The sequence below is a fragment of the Burkholderia sp. Bp9143 genome (genome assembly GCF_003853645.1).
Classification (GTDB): domain Bacteria; phylum Pseudomonadota; class Gammaproteobacteria; order Burkholderiales; family Burkholderiaceae; genus Burkholderia.
On sequence record NZ_QTPO01000011.1, the window covers coordinates 64,033 to 82,409 of the forward strand.

An 18,377-nucleotide genomic window follows, 5' to 3' on the forward strand; every position below is an offset into this window, starting at 1 on the left:
CCGGTCGGCGTCGACACGCCGGCCACGGAGATACTCATGCCCAAGCGCGAAGCCATCATCCCCGCCGGAATGGAAGCCGTGTACGAAAAAATCGGCTATGCGCCGGCGATCAAGGTCGGCGATACCGTGTACGTGTCCGGCCAGATCGGCCGAGATGCGGCAATGCAACTGGTGAAGAACCGCGAAGCGCAGATTGTGCAGGCGTTCGAGAACCTCAAGCGGGTGCTGGAGGCGGCCGGGGCATCGCTCGACGACGTGGTCGACCTGACGACCTTCCATACCGACATGCGCGACCTGCCGCTGTTCATGGAGGTGCGCGACCGCTATATGCATGCGCATCCGCGGCCCGCGTGGACCGCGGTCGGCGCGCACATGCTGGGCGGTTCGCCCGGCTATATCGTCGAAATCAAGGCCGTTGCGGTGCTGGCGGGCTGATCCGTCACGCTGGTACTCAGTATTTCAAAACGATAAATGGATCGCCCCGCAACAGCGGGTCGGTCCTGGAGACGCATCATGCCCCCTTCTTCCGTTCGCTCGATTCCCGCGCTGATCGACGACGCGCCGCTCGGCGCATTGCAGATTCGCGTGCTCGCGCTGTGCGTGCTGATCGCGCTGCTCGACGGCTTCGACACGCAGGCGATCGCGTTTACCGGCCCGGCGATTCTCGCGTCGTTCCGGCTGCCGGCCGGGGCGCTCGCACCGATCCTGACCGCCGGGATCGTCGGCATGACGATCGGCGCGATGACGCTCGGCCTCGTCGGCGACCGGATCGGCCGCCGGCCGGCGATCATGATCGGCCTTGCGCTGTTCGGCAGCGCGACGCTGGCGACGTCGTGGGCGGGCGACCCGCGCCATATTCTCGCGCTGCGCTTCGTCGCGGGGCTCGGGATGGGCGGCTGCACGCCGGTGCTGCTCGCGCTCGCGGCCGAATATTGTCCGGCCCGCCTGCGCGGCGCGGTGATGACGGGCGTGCTGCTCGGCCTGCCCGCGGGCGCGATGCTCGGCGGGCTGCTCGCCGCGCGCATGCTGCCGGTGATCGGCTGGCCGGGGATTTTCGTCGTGGGCGGCGCGGCGCCGCTCGCGGTGCTCGGCCTCGTCGCGCTGCTGCTGCCGGAGTCGCTGTTCTACCTGGCGTCGCGCGGCGATACACGCGCGCAGCAGCGGGTGCGGGCGACGCTGTCGAAGATCGTCGTGCAGGTGTTGCCGGCCGACGCGCGCCTGACCGTGCCCGAGGAGTCCACGACGAAAGCGAGCGTCGCCGCGCTGTTCCGCGCCGGCTACGCGGGCAAGACGCTCGGCATCTGGGCGATCTACCTGCTGAACTGGATCGCCTGGTTCATGCTGCTGTCGTGGCTGCCCACCGTCTTGAAGGCGGCCGGCCTGACCGCGCAGCAGGCGCCGGTCGGCACCGTGATCGTCAATGCGGTGTTCATCGTGTGCGCGATTCCGCTGTCGATCGTGCTGCCGCGCGTGAATACGCGCAACCTGCTCGGCGCGATGTTCGCGTTCGGCATCGCGATCGCGATCGGCCTCGGCTACGCCGGCACGAACTGGGCGCTCGTGTTCGCGCTGGTCGGCGCGGCGGGGTTCGGCATCGGCGGGCAGCAGATCGCGCTGAACTACCTGATCGTCGGCGCGTATCCGACCGCGCTGCGCGCGACCGCGACCGGCTGGGCGATCGGGATGGGCCGCGCGGGCGCGATCGCCGGCTCGGCCGTCGGCGGGACGTTCCTGTCGTGGGGCGGGCCGTCCGGCTTCTTCCTCGCGCTGGCCGTGCCGCTCGCGGGCGCCGCGCTTGCCACGCTCAGCCTGCGCCTGGACCGGTCCGGCGTCGAAGTCGCGCCGGCCATCACGCACTGAGCGCGTGAACCGTGCGGTCCGGCCCGCTCAGTCCTGCGCGGCCGGATCGTCGCGTTCGGCCGACGGCGGCAGATACGCCATGCCTTCCTCTTCGTAGAGGTCGTAGATCAGCCGCAGCATCCGTTCGATGTCTTCGGACGCGTCGAGCCGACGCATGCTCATGATGATCGGCGACACGAGCCGCGCATCGTCGAGATCGTGGTACGAGATGTCGTCGCGCTTGAGCCCATGCACGCTCTTCGGCACGATCGACACGCCTTCGCCGGCCGCGACGAGCCCGAGCGCGACCTGCAGCTCGCGCGTTTCCAGCACGCGCGCCGGCTTCAGCGCGCGATCGTGGAACGCGGACAGCACCTGGTCCGCATAGCTCGGGCGCGGCGTTTTCGGAAACACGATCAGCGTTTCGTCGAGCAGGTCGTGCAGCGACAGCGGTGTCGTCGCGGTGCATAGGCGATGGCCGAGCGGCAGCGCCGCGATCATCGGCTCCTCGCGCAACACGACGCGGCGCACGCTCGGATCGTCCAGGCGGATGCGCCCGAAGCCGACGTCGATGCGGCCTTCCTTGAGCGCCTTGATCTGGTCCATCGTCCACATCTCGTGCAGGCTCAGTTCGACCTCCGCATGCTGCTGGCGATAGCGCCGAATGACTTTCGGCAGCATTCCGTAGAGCGTCGAGCCGACGAAGCCGACCGACAGGCTGCGCTCGATCTTGCCGACGCGGCGCGTCATCGATTCGAGCTCGGCCGTCTGCGCGAGCAGCTGCGCCGCATGCTGATAGAAGAAGCGGCCGGTTTCGGTGAGCTTCAGCGGACGCGAATCGCGCTCGAACAACACGATGCCGAGGATCTGCTCGAGCTGCTGGATCTGCCGGCTCAGCGGCGGCTGCGCGATATGCAGCCGTTGTGCGGCGCGCGTGAAGCTGCGTTCCTCGGCGACCGCAACGAAATAGCGCAGGTGACGTAGCTCCATGGTCCTTGCCGTCGAGTGGGGGGCGATGCGATGCCCGGGCCGGACACTGCCGAACGAAAGGGGACGAACGATGAGTTAGTGATCCGTATTTTACTTGAGCGTGAGCGATTTCGTGCTGGATTCATAGGGTTGAAAACGCTGAATGACGTGTTGACGTTGCACCAAGGCGGGGCGAATCGCGCAGGCATACCTCACAGATATCAACCGATACCCAATCGGTGTTGGACGCGGCTTTTTGCGGTCGATAGTATCGGCTCAAACAGGTTGCAGACCGAATAACATTCATGCAACAAGGAGACATCCCCCACCACATTCCTCAATTGCCGGAATGTCACGCATCGCACGGCGTGCGCGGCGTCCGGTCCAGTCGTGCCTTTCATGAGTTGCACCCGCATTTCGGGGCGACGGCCCATCGTCGTCGCGGTCCCGAAGCGCCGGGGCACAAGCCGATCCGATCTATCTCGATCGATTAGTCATACATAGCAATAGACGGAATTCCCCTTCAGGTTTGGAGACAGCATGAGATTTCAGCATCTCGTTGGCGGAGCGTTGCTCGCATTCGCGACGACCGGTTTTGCACAGAGCAGCGTGACGTTGTACGGCGTGCTCGATACGGGCGTCGAATACGTGTCGCACGCGAACGCCCAGGGCAAGGGCATCGTGCGTATGCCGTCGATCACCGGCGAGCTGCCGTCGCGCTGGGGGCTGCGCGGCGTGGAGGATCTGGGCGGTGGTTACAAGGCCGTGTTCGCGCTCGAGAGCGGCTTCAACGTCGCCAACGGCACGATGGGGCAGGGCGGCCGCCTGTTCGGCCGTCAAAGCTGGGTGGGAATCGAAAGCCCGTACGGCACGCTGTCGTTCGGCCGCCAGTACACGATGACGTACTACGCGGTGCTCGACTCGGACCTGCTCGGCCCGAACATCTACGGTCTGCCGTCGCTCGACGCGTACATTCCGAACGGTCGAGCGGACAACGCCGTCGCATGGCGCGGCAAGTTCGGCGGCCTGACGGCCGGCGCGATGTATTCGTTCGGCCGCGATTCGGCCGGCACCGGCAACTCGCCGGGGCAGGGCACCTGCGCGGGCCCGACGCCCGGCGACATGACCACCTGCCGCCTGTGGTCCGCGCTGCTCAAGTACGACGCGACGTCGTTCGGCATGGCCGCGTCGTACGAGGAGCAGCGCGGCGGCGGCGCGAGCGCGGCCGCGAACTTCTTCGACGGCGTGAAGCCGGTGCCGCTCACGTCGAACGGCGACCGCGACGACCGCGCGCAGGTCAACGGCTACGTCAATGCGTTCGGGATGAAGTTCGGCGGCGGCTGGATCGGCCGCTGGGTCGACACGGGCGCATCGGGCGGCCCGAACCTGCATTCGAACATCTATTACCTCACCGCGAATTACTACGTGACACCAGCCTTCCTCGTCGACGGCGGCGTCTATCACGTGAACGTATCCGGCCAGGATGCGCGCGCGACGCTGGGCGTGCTGCGCGGCACCTACTTCCTGTCGAAGCAGACGGCCGTGTACCTGCAGGGCGCGTATCTCGAGAACAGCGCGCACGCGGCATTCACGGTCAGCGCCGGCGGTGGCGGCACGACGCCCGCGCCGGGACAGAACCAGGTCGGCGTGATGGCGGGGATTCGCCACATGTTCTGAGCAGCTGGCGGCGGACGGTCCACCACCAGTCGTGCGCGGTCACGACGATCGTGAGCGCGGGCGGACGCCGCGGCGACGCGACCGCTCCGAGCACGCGCGGCATGGACATGAGCGCGCCGGACAGCAGCACGATCGAGATTGCGTAGCCGACCGTCACGATCGCCAGCCCGCTGCCGTGATCGCCGCCTGCCTGTTCGCGGGACGGGGATGCTCGACGCGTCCGACCCGCGCGTCGCCGCGACCGTCGCCGCGATCGAGCGCGACCTGGTTGAGGACGGCTTGCCGTTCCGCTATCGCCCGCCGCGTTTCCGCGATGGTTGCGAGGGCAACGAGGGTGCGTTCGTCGCGGCTGGCTTCTGGCTCGCGCAGGTGTACCGGATGCAGGACCGGGACGACGACGCGCACGCGCTGTTCAAGCGGTTGCTGGACTTGCGCAGCGACGTCGGGCTGCTGGCCGAGGAATACGACGTGAATGCGCGGCGCATGTGCCGGAATTTCCCGTTCACGCTCGCGCAGGTCGGGCTCGTGAACACGGCGCTCGCATTGCAGGGCGCCGAGCACGACGACGTCGAAATCGACTGATGCACCGGATCGCCTGGAGGGCGCGCGCCACACCGGCGACGCCGATCGCGATTTCGTGTCGCACATGGCGCCGCACCACCAGGGCGCGATCGACACCGCGTTTCCGCTTTCCGGGCCTCGGCCTGTTTTCGCAACTAACGGTCTTTCGCGTTGCCGCCACGCGACACGGATGCGTGAGCGTGGCGTCGCCCCGCATCGCCTTGACGCCGAACCATGAAAGCGTCTGCAGTGAGGCGGACGGGCCCTGTACCGCGCGGTTCGCGCGCGTTCGACAAGCCTGGCATGCAGTGCGGCGTGCGGAATCTCGCCGGGCTCCTGATGGCGCTGTCGCGCATTCCGCCCGAGCAGTTCGGCAAGGCCGTGTTCGCGGCCGCCGACGCGATGCATCACATCGGCGCGTGGAAGCCGTCCGAGCACGAACACGTCGCGCCCGGCGTGCGCGGCGCGTACCGGCTGTTGCACGACGCGGTATCGTACCTACCGGCGCACTCGCGAAAACAGCAGCGAATCGGCGTCGTTGAAGCGGATCGGCACCGGATCGGCATACCCGGCCTTCTCCGCGACGCGGATCGACGCGATGTTGGTCGGCGCGATCAGGCACACGCTGCGTTCGAACCGGTTCTGCGCATCGAGCCAACCGAGCGCATGCGACAGCGCCTCGGTCGCATAGCCCTTGCCGTGCGCCCAGCTCGCGAGCGCCCAGCCGGCTTCCGGCACGCCGCGAATCGACGGCGCGACCGCGCGGTGGAAGTCGGCGAAGCCGAGATCACCGACGTAGCGGCCCGATGCCTTCTCGCGAATCGCCCAGTAGCCGTAGCCGAGCAGCGGCCACAGCCCGCGATACGCGAGCAGCCGCATCCACGAGTCGCGCGGCGCCGATGGCTGGCCGTTGAAGATGTGCGCGACGACGGTCGGCTCGGCCCACATCGCGGCGAGCGCGTCGAAGTCGCCGAGCGGATGGCCTTCGAGGATCAGGCGCGGGGTGTCGAGCACGGGCGGGGACGTGACGGGCGGCAGGGCGCTGGATGTCATCGGGCGTTCCATGAGGAAGGGAAGGCGAAGGCGGCGTCGTGCGCCGCGTTCGGGCCCCGTACGATACCGCGGAAACCTCGGCGCGGCCGCAAATCCCCGCCTGCAGCGGGGCATGCGATCGCATCGCCCGGATGGCCGGCTGCGGATTGCTTCATGGAGGACGTCGACACGCCCGCGTGCCTCCCATGAAGCGGCGGTGGCGGCGATGCCTACTTGCGGCTCTTCAGGAAGTTGCGTCCGTGCGCCGTGATCGACGCGCCGGAGCGGCCATTCGTGGCATGGCTGACGAAGCCCGCGCCGACGAGTTCCTGCGCGACCGACCAGCCGAGCGCCGGCGCATCGCGGCCGTAGCGCACATCGGCGAGGCGCTCGAGCGCCCAGATCGCGGAGGCCGACAGGTTGGGGGTGTTGGACGTGACGTTGTCGTTCATCGCTTCCTCGGAGAGTGGTGATTCAGGGTGAACGGCACGAGGCCGTGGGATCGGGCGACGCAGCGTCAACCCGCCTGCAGCAAGGGCAACAGCGCCTGGAGCGCGGCTTCCTCGTCGGGGCCGGTGGCGAGCACCTGCGCGGACGTGCCGCCATGCATCTGCAGCGTCGCGATGGCCGTCGCGTCCTTCGCGCTGCCGCTGAGCCCGTTGGCGAGCAGCAGGATGTCGCTTTCGAAGCGGTGTGCGGCCGCGACGATCGCGTCACGGGACGCGATCGCACGGCTGCGGTTCCACGCGGGGCCGATTTCAACGTAGACGACGGTTGCCACGATGCGGATCAGCCTCGGGGAAGGTTGCCGGAACGGCGTGCAATGGCCGGCCGGCAGCACGGCGGGAACGCGCGGCGCGCGGCTTCCCGACGGGGCGCCGGGCGTTGTGCACCCGGTGCCGGGGCATCATTCATCTCGAACATGTCGACATCCTCAGCGAAACCGCCATCAAGTCCGGCGAATGATCGAAAGTGAAGGATTATAATACGGCAACCGGTTTATGTGTATTGCATTATAATGTTGTGTGCGTGATGCCCGGCCCGTCGGTCTGTCGACGGCTGCGCGACGCGCGCAGCCCGGGCCGCGCTTGCATGCCCGGCATTTTTTATCGATTGACCCGAACTCCCACTGAATGGAAGCTGCAATGAACGCCGCCCCCGCCTGCCCGCAATGCGCGATGGAAAACACCTACCCGGACGGCACGCTGTACGTGTGCGCGGACTGCGGCCATGAATGGTCGGCCGGCGCCGGCGCCGAAGCGGGCGACGAACCGGCGGGCGACGTCGTCAAGGACGCGAACGGCAACGTGCTGTCGGATGGCGATTCGGTCGTGCTGATCAAGGACTTGCGCGTGAAGGGCTCGTCGATCACGCTGAAGATGGGCACCAAGGTCAAGAGCATCCGTCTCGTCGGCGGCGATCACGAAGTCGATTGCAAGACCGACATGGGCGGCTTCATGCTGAAGGCCTGCTACCTGAAGAAGGTATGACCGCACGCGGTACGAACGACTCTCCGATCAACCGGGCCTGCCGAGCATGAGCGAGGATCGAATTTCCTATGACGCGTTCCTGCGGTTCCTGGCGATGCCGTTGAACGACGGCCGTCCGTTCGTGCTCGAGACGAAACACGCGGTGTCGCTGCACTTCGACCACTTCGGCACGCAGAGCTTCATGTCGCTGAAGGATCCGGTCCGGCTCGAACTCGGTTATACGCGCGTGATGATGGGTTTCCTGCTGCTGCAGCCGGTGCCCGCGCGCATCTGCATGATCGGGCTCGGCGGTGGATCGCTCGCGAAATACTGCTATCGGCACCTGCCCGGCGCGGCGATCGACGCGGTCGAGATCAGCCCGGAGGTGATCGCGCTGCGCGACGTGTTCAGGATTCCGCAAGACGACGCGCGCTTCGCGGTGGTCTGCGCGGACGGCGCCGACTACGTGGCAAGGCCGGAGGTCCGGGCGGACGTGATCCTGCACGACGCGTTCGTCGCCGACGGCATGCGGGGCCGCTGCACCGGCACCGCCTTTCTCGATGCGTGCCGTGCACGGCTGAGCGAAACGGGCGTGCTCGCGATCAACTTCATGGACGACGATCCGGCGCTGCCGCGGCATCTCGAGCAACTGCGCGCGGTGTTCGACGATTCGTACGCACTGGTGCCGTGCGGCGACGACAACAACTTCATCGCGTTTGCGTGGAAGAACGGCAACCCGCTGCCGTCGCTGCGGATCCTGCTCGAGCGCGCGCTGGGGTTCGGATCGGCCGGCGAGCTCAAGCTGTCGTCCACCGCCCGACGCATGAAGGCAGGGGAATGCATCGATCCCGAGCGGCTCGTCTGGCGCGCGCGTGAACATGCACGATGGGAAATCTGCGCCTGACGGCGCCGTAGGTTCGACCGTGCTTACTTCACCCGCTTGCCGAGCGCGCTCTTGGTCTTGTACGTGACGCCGTGTTTGTCGAGATACTCGCGGATCAACTGACGCACGACTTGCGACGGCGTCAGATCCTGCTCCGCGCAGAGCAGGTCGAACGCTTCCTTCTTGGCGGGGTCGATCAGGACGGTCAGGCGGGCGGTTTTCGTTTCCATCGTGAGGCAGGGGTGGTCGATATGTTAATCAAATTATAATCCATCCGCTTTCGGTGTCATGTCCGAATGCGCGATTGCGGTGTGCGGGGGTTCAACACCGGCGTTCGCGTCACGCGAACAGGTCGTCGATCACGGGCATGGCCGCGAGCGTCACGCCACGCGGTCCGCCCGCCCAAGGCGCCGGGTTGCGCGCATCATCTGCAACATGTGATAACGAGATTATCATGCTCTGTGAGTCGCTTTAAGTACAATATCGGCCGGCACGGCCGGCCCCGGCTGGTCCGGGCGGACCCGTCGTCCGCGCGACCGGTTGTCCCTGCTTCCGGTTCCACACGGGCCGCGTGTGCCGCCACTTCGCCGCCACTTCGATATTCGCCTCATGACCCCGATCAAGTTCGTTCTTCGCTACACGGCGATTCCCTTCGCAGCCATCGTGGCCGTCGTGGTGTGGGCCGTCGTGCCGTCGTCGAAAGAGATCGACGCGCGGCAATATGCGGCGCTGTCGCGCGGATACGCGAGCTTTCCGCTACCGTTTCGGCATGAGATATCGGAAGCGATGGAGCAGGGCCGGATCAGCGACCGGCGTTACCAGACGCTCGTGCGCGATTCGCTGGGTAATGGCGTGGCACTGGACTGGCCGGCGTCGGGCGTTGCCGACGTCGCCGCCGAGCGGCAACGACTGGCCGAACTGCTGAAGACCGATTCGGGTCTGGAGGAACACAAACAATGAAGATTGCGCTGGTTTCGGCGGCTTTCGTGATGATTATCGGAAGCCTGGTTTTCGCGCTGTATTTCATGAATCACGACCGCGGCGGAAGCAAGCGGATGGCGTGGTCGCTGGCGGCGCGCGTCGGATTGTCGATCACGCTGTTCCTGTCGCTGCTGATCGCGTATCGGCTCGGATGGATCGAACCGACGGGGCTGCCGATCGGGCGGTGATGCGCGGCATTCGCGCGCGCGTCGACCGGCGCGCCACGCACCCTGCCGCGTGAATGTGCGTGCGGCTGCCGGCGGATCGGTGCGCCGGGACCGGCTTGCGTTCGAACAAGACGACGTCATCGCTCCGGATATCCGGACCTCATCGCCCGACTGAAGGATCGCCGTGGGCATCCGCTTCAAACTTCGCGTGATCGGCAAGCGGTCAAAATGCCGCGCAGCAGATCGATCGGAGGGGGCGGACATCCGGGGATGGTCACATCGACCGGCAGGACCGACGAAACGGGACCGCACACCGCATAGCTGTCGGCAAAGATGCCGCCCGTGCACGCGCACTCGCCGGCTGCGACGACCAGTTTCGGCGCCGGCGTGGCGTCGTACGCGGCGAGCACGGCGGCCTTCATGTTCAGCGTGACGGGGCCGGTCACGAGCAGCAGGTCCGCATGGCGCGGGCTGGCGACGAATTTGATCCCGAGCCCTTCGATGTTGTAGTACGGGTTGTTCAGCGCGTGGATCTCCAGTTCGCAACCGTTGCACGAACCCGCGTCGATCTGCCGGATGCACAATGCGCGGCCGAGGAGGTCGAGAATGTCCTGACGAATCTGCTGCGCCTCGTGTCGCCAGGCGGCTTCGGTGGCCGGCACGGGTTCGTCGGGAAATTTAGTGCGCGCGAATTGACGGATGAGTTGCCACATCAGAGATCGTGCCCCGCGTAGTTCAGGTTGAACGATTTATTGATCAGCGGGAAATCGGGAACGATGTTGCCGATGATCGCGTGCTCGAGCGCCGGCCAGTTCTGCCAGGACGGATCGTGGCAATGGCAGCGCGCGATGGCATCGCCCGCGGCTGTCTCGAGCGCGACGAATACGTCGCCGCGCCAGCCCTCCACCCAGCCGACGCCCGTGGATGGCGCCGCCGCGGGCGTGACGCTGGTGGCGATCGGCCCCTCCGGAAGATGCGCCAGCAGGTCAGCCATCAGGCGCAGCGATTCGTCGATTTCAGCAAATCGCACGGCGACCCGCGCGGCAACGTCGCCGCGCGCATCGCTTGCCGCCTTGACGTCCAGGTCGTGGTAAGGGGCCGGCCGCAGGTTCGCGCGTACGTCGAATGTCTGGCCGCTGGCGCGGGCGGCCAGGCCGCGCACGCCGAAATGCGCGACAACGTCGGCATTCAATCGGCCGGTGCCGAGAAACCGGTCCTGCAGCCCGGACTGGTCCTCATAGATCTTCCGCATCACGTGCACGTCACGTGCGATGCGTTCGCACTGTTCGGTGAGGAAGGCCGCGTCCTCCGGATCAATGTCGACGGCCAGCCCGCCCGGCACGATCCGGTCCATCAGGTAGCGATGCCCGAAGATGCCGCCGTTGGCCCGTATCCAGTTCTCCTTGAGCCGCGAGAACTGCGCGAGACCGAACGCGAATCCGGCATCGTTGCCGAGCGCGCCGAGGTCGCCGAGGTGGTTGGCGATGCGCTCGCGTTCGAGCAGGAGTGCGCGCAGCGCCAGCGCACGCGCCGGCACGGCCGTGCCGCATGCCTGCTCGAGCGCCATGCAATAGGCCCACGAGAACGCGACGGTCGAGTCGCCGGCGATCCGGCCCGCCACGCGATGGCCGTTCGATGCGGCCGTCCGTTCGAACAGCCGCTCGACGCCGCGATGCACATAGCCGAGTCGCTCCTCGAGCCGCAGCACCTTCTCGCCGACGACGGAGAACCGGAAATGGCCCGGCTCGATGGTGCCGGCGTGAATCGGCCCGACCGCGATTTCGTGCACGCCGTCGCCAGTAACCTGCACGAACGGATAATCCGCTTCGCTCGATTCGAATCGTTCGATTCCGGTTGCCTGCTTCTGCAGCGGAAAGTAGTCGCGGGGCCAGTTGCCGTGATTGAGCCACGGGCGCGTGTCGCGCGCATCGCGCTCGCGCAGGCCGGTCAGGTCGAAAATGGCGCGCTGCATGCGGGTGGCGGCGGGAAACACGCCCGCGAGATCGGGATAGTCGCCGTCGGCGCGCGGTTCCTGCCCGGTCGCGAGACGGACCCACAGGACGCCGTCGTCGCATTCGTACGCCGCGTTGACCGAAAATGCGCGCTCGGGCGTTTCGCCGCCCCACATCGCAACGAGCCGGCTTCCTTCCATCCGGGCGGCATGCGCGATGTCGAGCCAGCGCGGTTCGTCGACGTCGACGACGGTCGCCGGAACCTGGCCTGCCTCGTGCCGGAGGCGCGTCGAGCCGTTCGCCTGAATCAAGTCGAGTCGCATCGTTTATCCTGCCAGCATCGTTGCAGCCTGGCGATACCACATCGCCAGATAGGGCGGCACGTACAGACCCAGCATCAGGCCGAGTCCCAGGTGCACGAACACCGGCAGCAGCGCCGGCCGGTGTTCGAGCGGCGTCGCCGTCGTCGTTTCGCCGAACACCATCCGCTGCACGCGCGCGAAGATCGCCGCGAACGCGACGGCGAGCCCGAGCAGCAGCAACGGCGCGGTCCACGGGAGCGTGTTCATGGCCGTCGTCAGGATCAGGAATTCGCTCGCGAACACGCCGAACGGCGGCAGGCCGAGAATCGCAAGCGCGCCGAGCATCATGGCCCAGCCGACCGTCGGGCTGACCTGCAGCAGCCCGCGAATGCCGTCGATCGCCTGCGTGCCGGCCTTCTGCGCGGCATGGCCGACCGAGAAGAAGATCGCCGACTTGACGAGGGAATGGACCGTCATGTGCAGCAGCCCGGCGAACGTCGCGATCGGGCCGCCGAGCCCGAACGCGAACGTCATCAAGCCCATATGCTCGATCGACGAGTACGAGAACAGGCGCTTCACGTCCTTCTGCCGGAACAGCGAGAACGACGCGATCAGGACCGACACGAGCCCGAACCCGATCAGCAACCGTCCCGGCAGGCCATTGCCGAGCGCGCCGTCGGCCAGCACCTTGCAGCGCAGCACCGCATACAGCGCGACGTTCAGCAGCAGGCCGGACAGCACCGCCGAAATCGGCGTCGGACCTTCGGCATGCGCGTCCGGCAGCCAGCTATGCATCGGCACGAGGCCGACCTTGGTCCCGTAGCCGACCAGCAGAAACACGAAGGCGATCGACACGATCGTCGGGTCGAGCTGCGTCCTGACCGCGGCCAGGCTCGTCCACAGCAACGCGTCGCCGTCGGTCAGTTGCCGGCTCGCGGCGAGGTACAGCAGGATCGTGCCGAACAGCGCCTGGGCGATGCCCACGCCGCACAGGATGAAGTACTTCCATGCGGCTTCGAGGCTCGCGGCGGTACGGTAGACGCTGACGAGCAACACGGTGGCGAGCGTGGCGGCTTCCATGGCAACCCACAGCACGCCGACGTTGTCGGTCAGCAGCGCGAGCAGCATCGCGAACATGAAGAGTTGATACATGCTGTGATAGAGCCGCATCCGCGCGGCTGTCATCCGGCCGCGGGCCTCCTCGATCTGCATGTAGGGCCGGGAAAACAGCGATGTCGTCCAGCCGACGAACGCCGTGAGCGCAACGAGATAGACATTGAGCGGATCGACGAAGAACGCGCGTCCGAATGCGAACGACGGGCCGTGCTCGACGGTGCGCGCGGCAAGCACCCCTGTTGCCGCGAACGTCAGGAAGCTGAAGCCGATGTTCAGATGGCGCGCGACCCGGCTCGAGCGCACGCAGGCCAGGCACGCGGCGCCCGCGAGCGGCAGGCCGAGCACGGCGAGCACGACGTGGGCGTCATTCATCTTTGAGTTTCTCGAGGTGATGGATGTCCAGGCTGTCGAACTGCTCGCGAATCTGGAACATGAAGACGCCCAGGATCAGGATGCCGATCAGCACGTCGAGCCCGATGCCGAGCTCGACGATCATCGGCATCCCGTTGGTCGCGGCCGCCGCTGCGAAGAACAACCCGTTTTCCATCGACAGAAAGCCGATCACCTGCGGAATGGCCTTTGCGCGCGTGATCATCGCCATGAACGACAGCAACACGCACGCGAGTGCAATGCCGAGCGTGCCGCGTGCGACGGATGTCGCGAGCTGGCTGATCGGCGCGGCGACATTGAACGCGACGATCACGAGGACGATGCCGATCAGCAGCGTGGTCGGAATGTTGATGAGCGGCTCGACGTCGGTCTTGACGTCGAGCCTGCGAACGAGCCGATACAGGAACCACGGGATCACGCCGACCTTCAGCACGAGCGTCAGCCCGGCGGACACATACAGGTGCACGTCGTTCGTGACGAAGCCGAGGATCAGGTTCGCCGACACGAGCGCGACGCCCTGCAGCGTATAGAGATGGATCAGGGACAGGATCCGGCGCTGGCTCAGCATCGCGAACGACAGCATCAGCAGCACGGCCGCGAGGAAATTGATCAGTTGTGTCGCGTAGGCGTGCATTCATGCCCCCAGCAGCAGGTGGACGAGCATGCCGATCACGGCCAGCAGGAAGGCGGTCGCCAGGAATTCCGGTACCCGGAAGAGGCGCATCTTCGCGTTGGCCGTTTCGACCACGGCGAGCGCGACACCGCCTGCCGTCAGTTTGATGAAGAGCACCGGCACCGCCAGCAGCAGCGCGACCGGATCGCCCGCATTCGCGATGCCCCAGGGCACGAACAACGCGAGGCCGATGCACGAATACGCGAACAGCTTGAGGCTTGCCGCCCACTCCATCAACGCAAGGTGCCGCCCGGAGTATTCGAGGATCAGCGCCTCGTGGATCATCGTGAGCTCGAGGTGAGTGGTCGGATTGTCGACGGGCAGCCGTGCATTTTCGGCGAGCGCGACCAGCGTGAACGCGATGCCGGCGAACGCCAGGCTCGGATAGATCGTGAGCTCGCCGCGGCCGAGCGTCGCGACGATGCTCGTCAGCAGCGTCGACTGCGTAATCAGCGAGGCCGACAGGAGCACCATCAGCAGTGCCGGCTCCGCGAGGAAGCCGATCAGCATTTCGCGGCGGGCGCCGAGCGTGCCGAACGCCGTGCCGACGTCCATCGCCGCGAGCGACAGCGTGACGCGCGCGAGCGCGAACAGGCCGACGAGCGCGATCGCATCGGCGGCGGGCGACAGCGGCAACTCGGTCGACAGTGTCGGCACGATCGCGCACGCGAGCGTCATGGCGGCCCAGACGACATAGGGCGCGCCGCGGAACACGGGGCTCGCACCGTACGCGATGACCGATTCCTTGTTGAACAGCTTGTGGAGCATCCGGTAGGGTTGCCAGATGGACGGCGCGCGCCGGTTCTGAAGCCAGGCGCGGCATTGGTTGACCCAGCCCGTGAGCAATGGCGCGGCCGCGATCGCTATCACGATTTCGAGAGTCTGCGAGATGACGCCGGACAGGGTTACCATCGTCTCACCAACATCAGAAGCACGATCAGCACGACGAAACTGTATGTCAGGTATACCGCGATCTTGCCCGTCTGCAGGCGGCCCGCCCAGTCGGCGGTGCGTTGCGTGAGTGCCGCGATGCGCGCGTAGAGTGCGGACCAGGTGCGATCGGTCACCGACACCCGGTAGGCCGGTCGTGCGTCGAATGGCGACGGCAATTGCCGCTCGATGTGCAGCAGCGGTGCGAAGATTTCGCGGATCGGCTGCCCGAATCCTTCCGCCGTATCCTGCATTCGCGCGGTCGTGAACGGGAAGCCGCAGCCCCACGGCGCCGCGCGTCGCAGCCGGCCGTGATAGAAACGCCGCACCAGCACCCATGCGAGCCCGCAGCATGCGATGAAGAACAGCATGAACGCCGCCGGCATATAGCTCGCGCGAGCGGCCGACACGGGCGCGAACAGCAGCCAGCCATGATTGTCCGCGCCGACGCCGGCGCCGACCAGCGAGTGCGTGACGCGATCCAGTAATTTGACGAACTGCGCGGGCATCAGCCCGAGCAGCACGCTGGCGGCCGCGAACCAGCAGAACGCGAGCCGTTCCCACGTGTTCGCGTCGCGGGCGCGGTTCAGCTTCGCTTCTCTCGGTTGCCCGAGGAACACGATGCCGAAGAACTTGACCATCGTGTAGCCGGCCAGTGCGGCCGACATGGCGATCAGCGCGGCGGCGATCGGCACCGTCATGGCGAGCACCGAATCCGGCAACCGCGGTGCGAACAGAAAACCCTGCAGCAGCAGCCACTCGGCCACGAATCCGCTGAGCGGCGGCAGGCCCGCGCTGGCCGCGACACCCACGAGCACAGCCCACGCGGTCCACGGCATGAAGCGAATCAGTCCGCCGAGCTTGCCGAGATTGCGTTCGCCGGTGGCGTGGAGCACGGCGCCCGTACCCAGGAACAGCAAGCTCTTGAATGACGCATGCGCGACGACCTGGTAGAGCATCGCGGTCAGCGCGAGCGCGGACAGGCTCGTCATCCCGTACGCGCGAAACAGCACCGCGAGACCCAGCGCGACGGTCATCAGGCCGACGTTGTCGATCGACGAATAGGCGAGCAGGCGCTTCATGTCGACCTGGATGGTGCTGAACACCACGCCGAGCAGCGCGGTGCCGACGCCGATCATGATCAGCAGCACGCCCCACCACGCGATCTGCACGTGCAACAGGTCGAACAGGACGCGCAACAGGCCGTACAGGCCGACTTTCAGCACGAATCCGCTGAGCAGTGCCGAGACCGGCGACGGCGCCGCGGGGTGGGCCTCCGGCAGCCACACATGCAGCGGGAAGATCCCGGCCTTCGCGCCGAACCCGACGAGCGCGAACAGGAAGGCGAACGACGCGGGGAAGGTATCCAGCGACTGCGCGCGCAGGTTGGCGAAGGTGTAGTCGCCGGTGCGCGCCTGCAGAATGCCGAAGCAGAGCAGCAGCGCGAGCGCGCCGACGTGCGAGATCAGGAAATACAGATAAGCGGCCCGGCGAATCTCGCCAATCCGGTGGTTGGTCATGACGAGAAACGTCGCGGACAGCGTCAGCATCTCCCAGGCGACCATGAACACGTATGCGTCGTCCGCGATCAACACCAGTGCGATGCTCGCGACGCAGACGTGGTATTCGAAGCAGATCAGCCCGGGCGGGGATCCTTCACCCTTGCGGAAGTAGCCGGCTGAAAAGGCGCCGATCCCCGTGCTGACGAGGCCGAGCACGAACAGGAAATAGCCGGACAAGCGATCGAGACGAAGATGAAAGGGCAAGCCGGGAAGCCCGATCGGCAGCACCGCGGCAGACGGTTCGGCGAAGATGCCGGCGAGGCCCGCCGCGCCGACGAGCAGTCCGACCAACGCGCCGAGCGGGAACAGGCCGTGGGCCACCAGTCGCGTGCGATGCAGCGCCCCGAACCCCAGCGTGCCGACCGCGAGCCACGCGGCCACGGCCAGCAGGACGAAATGGACGACCGGCACGGGTGCCATCCGGAATGTCTCCAGTACGCTCGGGTTGGACGAGGTGGTTGGAATGGCCGCATCCCCCGCGACGTATTCCAGGTTGCATTATGGCACCGAAAGACCAATCCGGATAACAAGGTATGATAATGTGGTTATCATCAAAATCTCATCATTGTCCCGATGGAACGGGCGACCGTGGCGGTGTGCTGCGGTGCGCCGGGCGCTGCTCAGGGCGTCGTTGCTCCCGATCCGGGCGAATGGGGAAAGATCCTATGCCAGCGCAGTACTTCCGAAGCCTGACGGGAAAACACCGCAGCGCGGCCGCGAACCGCCAGCTCGGGTTTTCGCTTGCTTTTGTCGCCGGCGCAACCAATGCCGGCGGTTTCCTCGCGGTCAAGCAATACACGTCCCACATGAGCGGAATCGTGTCGGCGATTGCGGATCAGACGGCGCTGGGCGACATCCGGCTCGTGCTGGCCGGTGTGGGTTCGCTCGCGTCGTTCCTGGTGGGCGCCGGCTGCTCGGCGGTGCTCGTCAACTGGGGGCGCCGCCGCGGCCTGCAGAGCCAGTATGTGCTGCCGCTGCTGGTCGAAGCCGCGCTCCTGCTCCTGTTCGGGCTGCTCGGCAGCCATCTCGCGCTGTGGGAAGCGTTCTTCATGCCGGTCACGGTCATCTTGCTGTGCTTCATCATGGGGCTGCAAAACGCGATGATCACAAAGTTATCCGGGGCGGAAATTCGCACGACGCACATGACGGGCATCGTGACGGACCTCGGCATCGAACTCGGCAAACTCTTTTACTGGAATCGCTCGAATGCGGATGTGCACGCGCATGCGGTGATCGCAAACCGCGCGAAGCTCAGGATTCACGGAACGATGCTGGCGTCGTTCTTCGTCGGGGGGCTGGCCGGCGCAATCGGCTTCAAGCGTGTCGGCTACGTGTCGACCGTGCCGCTTGCCGCGGCGCTCGTCACGCTGGCGGTCGTGCCCGTTGTCGACGACGTGCTCGACTATCTCTATCGGCCTGACCGCAGGTCATGAACCCGCATAAGGTGAAGCGAAACCCGACTTCGTCGTGTCGGCGGCGGATCCTGCTTGAGGTGCTGTCGCCGAGCCTGATCAACACGCGTGTGCCGAATGCCTTCCGGCGCAGTACGCAAGGGCTGGTGCATCATAATTTGATTAACATACTTGCCGATTCCGTCCTGCAATGGAAACGAAAACCGCACGCTTGACCATCCTGATCGATCCCGCCAAGAAAGAAGCATTCGACATGCTCTGCGCGGAGCAGGACCTGACGCCGTCGCAAGTCGTGCGGCAGTTGATTCGCGAGTATCTCGAGCAACACGGCGTGACCTACAAGACGAAGAGCGCGCTCGGCAAGCGGATGACGCGTAGCGCGGGCTGAGTTCGCGAGACGTCTGGACGTCGATTTCCCGGTGTGCGTGTCCCTGCGCATGCCGGATCAGCCGCTTTGGATCG

General features: G+C 66.3%; 20 protein-coding genes and 3 pseudogenes. 12 read left to right on the forward strand and 11 right to left on the reverse strand.

Annotation, left to right across the window (positions count from 1 at the left end; translation table 11 throughout):
• Window positions 1–36 precede the first annotated feature (36 nt).
• On the forward strand, window positions 37–435 hold the full coding sequence (locus DIE23_RS10605) for a RidA family protein (RefSeq protein ID WP_124612078.1): 399 nt from the start codon (window positions 37–39) through the stop codon (window positions 433–435).
• 78 nt (window positions 436–513) lie between these two features.
• Window positions 514–1,860, forward strand: a complete 1,347-nt coding sequence (locus DIE23_RS10610) for an MFS transporter (RefSeq protein ID WP_124612079.1) — start codon at window positions 514–516, stop codon at window positions 1,858–1,860.
• 27 nt (window positions 1,861–1,887) lie between these two features.
• On the opposite strand, the gene DIE23_RS10615 is transcribed toward DIE23_RS10610, so the two are convergent.
• On the reverse strand, window positions 1,888–2,829 hold the full coding sequence (locus DIE23_RS10615) for a LysR family transcriptional regulator (RefSeq protein ID WP_124612080.1): 942 nt from the start codon (window positions 2,827–2,829) through the stop codon (window positions 1,888–1,890).
• 519 nt (window positions 2,830–3,348) lie between these two features.
• On the opposite strand from DIE23_RS10615, the gene DIE23_RS10620 reads away from it, so the two are divergent.
• From DIE23_RS10620 to DIE23_RS40100, 4 genes and pseudogenes are all read left to right on the forward strand, one after another.
• On the forward strand, window positions 3,349–4,485 hold the full coding sequence (locus DIE23_RS10620; RefSeq protein WP_124612081.1) for a porin: 1,137 nt from the start codon (window positions 3,349–3,351) through the stop codon (window positions 4,483–4,485).
• A 201-nt stretch (window positions 4,486–4,686) separates the two neighbouring features.
• Window positions 4,687–5,067: pseudogene (locus DIE23_RS10630) on the forward strand (glycoside hydrolase family 15 protein); the annotation flags it as partial.
• 22 nt (window positions 5,068–5,089) lie between these two features.
• Window positions 5,090–5,167, forward strand: a pseudogene (locus DIE23_RS10635) (DUF305 domain-containing protein); the annotation flags it as partial.
• Window positions 5,168–5,331: 164 nt separating this feature from the next.
• Window positions 5,332–5,532 (forward strand): annotated as a pseudogene (locus DIE23_RS40100) (DUF1641 domain-containing protein); the annotation flags it as partial.
• Window positions 5,533–5,544: 12 nt separating this feature from the next.
• On the opposite strand, the gene DIE23_RS10645 reads toward DIE23_RS40100, so the two are convergent.
• From DIE23_RS10645 to DIE23_RS10655, 3 genes are all read right to left on the reverse strand, one after another.
• Entirely contained in the window at window positions 5,545–6,099 is a 555-nt protein-coding gene (locus DIE23_RS10645) for a GNAT family N-acetyltransferase (RefSeq protein ID WP_260436031.1), read from the reverse strand.
• A gap of 209 nt (window positions 6,100–6,308) precedes the next feature.
• Complete coding sequence (locus DIE23_RS10650) at window positions 6,309–6,530, reverse strand: hypothetical protein (RefSeq protein WP_124612083.1); 222 nt, start codon at window positions 6,528–6,530, stop codon at window positions 6,309–6,311.
• Between the two features lie 65 nt (window positions 6,531–6,595).
• A complete protein-coding gene (locus DIE23_RS10655) occupies window positions 6,596–6,859 on the reverse strand; it encodes an HPr family phosphocarrier protein (protein WP_124612084.1) in 264 nt (87 codons plus the stop codon).
• Between the two features lie 364 nt (window positions 6,860–7,223).
• Between DIE23_RS10655 and DIE23_RS10660 the strand changes: the two genes are divergently transcribed.
• Together DIE23_RS10660 and DIE23_RS10665 are read left to right on the forward strand one after the other, a co-directional pair.
• The gene (locus DIE23_RS10660; RefSeq protein WP_044843445.1) at window positions 7,224–7,568 is read left to right on the forward strand and encodes a zinc ribbon domain-containing protein YjdM; all 345 of its coding nucleotides are present in this window, start codon (window positions 7,224–7,226) and stop codon (window positions 7,566–7,568) included.
• A 46-nt stretch (window positions 7,569–7,614) separates the two neighbouring features.
• Complete coding sequence (locus DIE23_RS10665) at window positions 7,615–8,451, forward strand: spermidine synthase (protein WP_124612085.1); 837 nt, start codon at window positions 7,615–7,617, stop codon at window positions 8,449–8,451.
• A gap of 23 nt (window positions 8,452–8,474) precedes the next feature.
• On the opposite strand, the gene DIE23_RS10670 is transcribed toward DIE23_RS10665, so the two are convergent.
• Complete coding sequence (locus DIE23_RS10670) at window positions 8,475–8,660, reverse strand: ribbon-helix-helix protein, CopG family (RefSeq protein WP_124612086.1); 186 nt, start codon at window positions 8,658–8,660, stop codon at window positions 8,475–8,477.
• A 379-nt stretch (window positions 8,661–9,039) separates the two neighbouring features.
• Here DIE23_RS10670 and DIE23_RS10675 point away from each other — a divergent pair, with 379 nt between their 5' ends.
• On the forward strand, window positions 9,040–9,390 hold the full coding sequence (locus tag DIE23_RS10675; protein ID WP_124612087.1) for a hypothetical protein: 351 nt from the start codon (window positions 9,040–9,042) through the stop codon (window positions 9,388–9,390).
• A complete protein-coding gene (locus DIE23_RS10680) occupies window positions 9,387–9,599 on the forward strand; it encodes a DUF2909 domain-containing protein (protein ID WP_044843449.1) in 213 nt (70 codons plus the stop codon). Before DIE23_RS10675 ends, DIE23_RS10680 begins: the two co-directional genes overlap by 4 nt.
• A gap of 176 nt (window positions 9,600–9,775) precedes the next feature.
• Here DIE23_RS10680 and DIE23_RS10685 read toward each other — a convergent pair whose 3' ends face one another.
• From DIE23_RS10685 to hyfB, 6 genes are read right to left on the reverse strand one after another with little or no spacing between them, the layout of a single operon-like run.
• Window positions 9,776–10,291: an NADH-quinone oxidoreductase subunit B family protein gene (locus DIE23_RS10685; protein WP_124612088.1), complete on the reverse strand. Its 516-nt coding sequence runs from the start codon at window positions 10,289–10,291 to the stop codon at window positions 9,776–9,778.
• Window positions 10,291–11,853, reverse strand: coding sequence for an NADH-quinone oxidoreductase subunit C (locus tag DIE23_RS10690; RefSeq protein WP_124612089.1), 1,563 nt, complete (start codon window positions 11,851–11,853; stop codon window positions 10,291–10,293). The genes DIE23_RS10685 and DIE23_RS10690 overlap by 1 nt, the downstream gene beginning before the upstream one ends.
• A 3-nt stretch (window positions 11,854–11,856) precedes the next feature.
• Window positions 11,857–13,320 carry a hydrogenase 4 subunit F gene (locus DIE23_RS10695; RefSeq protein ID WP_124612090.1) on the reverse strand — a complete coding sequence of 488 codons (1,464 nt, stop codon included), beginning with the start codon at window positions 13,318–13,320 and terminating at the stop codon, window positions 11,857–11,859.
• Entirely contained in the window at window positions 13,313–13,972 is a 660-nt protein-coding gene (locus DIE23_RS10700) for a formate hydrogenlyase (RefSeq protein ID WP_124612091.1), read from the reverse strand. Before DIE23_RS10700 ends, DIE23_RS10695 begins: the two co-directional genes overlap by 8 nt.
• Entirely contained in the window at window positions 13,973–14,923 is a 951-nt protein-coding gene (locus DIE23_RS10705) for a respiratory chain complex I subunit 1 family protein (RefSeq protein ID WP_124612092.1), read from the reverse strand.
• Window positions 14,917–16,923: a hydrogenase 4 subunit B gene (gene hyfB, locus DIE23_RS10710; RefSeq protein ID WP_124612093.1), complete on the reverse strand. Its 2,007-nt coding sequence runs from the start codon at window positions 16,921–16,923 to the stop codon at window positions 14,917–14,919. The genes DIE23_RS10705 and hyfB overlap by 7 nt, the downstream gene beginning before the upstream one ends.
• Before the next feature lie 245 nt (window positions 16,924–17,168).
• Between hyfB and DIE23_RS10715 the strand changes: the two genes are divergently transcribed.
• Both DIE23_RS10715 and DIE23_RS10720 read left to right on the forward strand, forming a co-directional pair.
• Window positions 17,169–17,936, forward strand: a complete 768-nt coding sequence (locus DIE23_RS10715; protein WP_124612094.1) for a YoaK family protein — start codon at window positions 17,169–17,171, stop codon at window positions 17,934–17,936.
• A gap of 169 nt (window positions 17,937–18,105) precedes the next feature.
• Window positions 18,106–18,303, forward strand: a complete 198-nt coding sequence (locus tag DIE23_RS10720) for a ribbon-helix-helix protein, CopG family (RefSeq protein WP_124612095.1) — start codon at window positions 18,106–18,108, stop codon at window positions 18,301–18,303.
• Window positions 18,304–18,377 lie beyond the last annotated feature (74 nt).

What these genes read in the sequence shown, in the direction of transcription:
- DIE23_RS10675 (WP_124612087.1), top strand. Translation starts at nt 9,040, where the DNA reads ATGACCCCGATCAAGTTCGTTCTTCGCTACACGGCGATTCCCTTCGCA.
- DIE23_RS10695 (WP_124612090.1), bottom strand. Translation starts at nt 13,320, where the DNA reads ATGAATGACGCCCACGTCGTGCTCGCCGTGCTCGGCCTGCCGCTCGCG.
- DIE23_RS10720 (WP_124612095.1), top strand. Translation starts at nt 18,106, where the DNA reads ATGGAAACGAAAACCGCACGCTTGACCATCCTGATCGATCCCGCCAAG.
- DIE23_RS10645 (WP_260436031.1), bottom strand. Translation starts at nt 6,099, where the DNA reads ATGACATCCAGCGCCCTGCCGCCCGTCACGTCCCCGCCCGTGCTCGAC.
- DIE23_RS10665 (WP_124612085.1), top strand. Translation starts at nt 7,615, where the DNA reads ATGAGCGAGGATCGAATTTCCTATGACGCGTTCCTGCGGTTCCTGGCG.
- DIE23_RS10715 (WP_124612094.1), top strand. Translation starts at nt 17,169, where the DNA reads ATGCCAGCGCAGTACTTCCGAAGCCTGACGGGAAAACACCGCAGCGCG.
- DIE23_RS10705 (WP_124612092.1), bottom strand. Translation starts at nt 14,923, where the DNA reads ATGGTAACCCTGTCCGGCGTCATCTCGCAGACTCTCGAAATCGTGATA.
- DIE23_RS10660 (WP_044843445.1), top strand. Translation starts at nt 7,224, where the DNA reads ATGAACGCCGCCCCCGCCTGCCCGCAATGCGCGATGGAAAACACCTAC.
- hyfB (WP_124612093.1), bottom strand. Translation starts at nt 16,923, where the DNA reads ATGGCACCCGTGCCGGTCGTCCATTTCGTCCTGCTGGCCGTGGCCGCG.
- DIE23_RS10615 (WP_124612080.1), bottom strand. Translation starts at nt 2,829, where the DNA reads ATGGAGCTACGTCACCTGCGCTATTTCGTTGCGGTCGCCGAGGAACGC.
- DIE23_RS10670 (WP_124612086.1), bottom strand. Translation starts at nt 8,660, where the DNA reads ATGGAAACGAAAACCGCCCGCCTGACCGTCCTGATCGACCCCGCCAAG.
- DIE23_RS10610 (WP_124612079.1), top strand. Translation starts at nt 514, where the DNA reads ATGCCCCCTTCTTCCGTTCGCTCGATTCCCGCGCTGATCGACGACGCG.
- DIE23_RS10685 (WP_124612088.1), bottom strand. Translation starts at nt 10,291, where the DNA reads ATGTGGCAACTCATCCGTCAATTCGCGCGCACTAAATTTCCCGACGAA.
- DIE23_RS10605 (WP_124612078.1), top strand. Translation starts at nt 37, where the DNA reads ATGCCCAAGCGCGAAGCCATCATCCCCGCCGGAATGGAAGCCGTGTAC.
- DIE23_RS10680 (WP_044843449.1), top strand. Translation starts at nt 9,387, where the DNA reads ATGAAGATTGCGCTGGTTTCGGCGGCTTTCGTGATGATTATCGGAAGC.
- DIE23_RS10620 (WP_124612081.1), top strand. Translation starts at nt 3,349, where the DNA reads ATGAGATTTCAGCATCTCGTTGGCGGAGCGTTGCTCGCATTCGCGACG.
- DIE23_RS10700 (WP_124612091.1), bottom strand. Translation starts at nt 13,972, where the DNA reads ATGCACGCCTACGCGACACAACTGATCAATTTCCTCGCGGCCGTGCTG.
- DIE23_RS10650 (WP_124612083.1), bottom strand. Translation starts at nt 6,530, where the DNA reads ATGAACGACAACGTCACGTCCAACACCCCCAACCTGTCGGCCTCCGCG.
- DIE23_RS10690 (WP_124612089.1), bottom strand. Translation starts at nt 11,853, where the DNA reads ATGCGACTCGACTTGATTCAGGCGAACGGCTCGACGCGCCTCCGGCAC.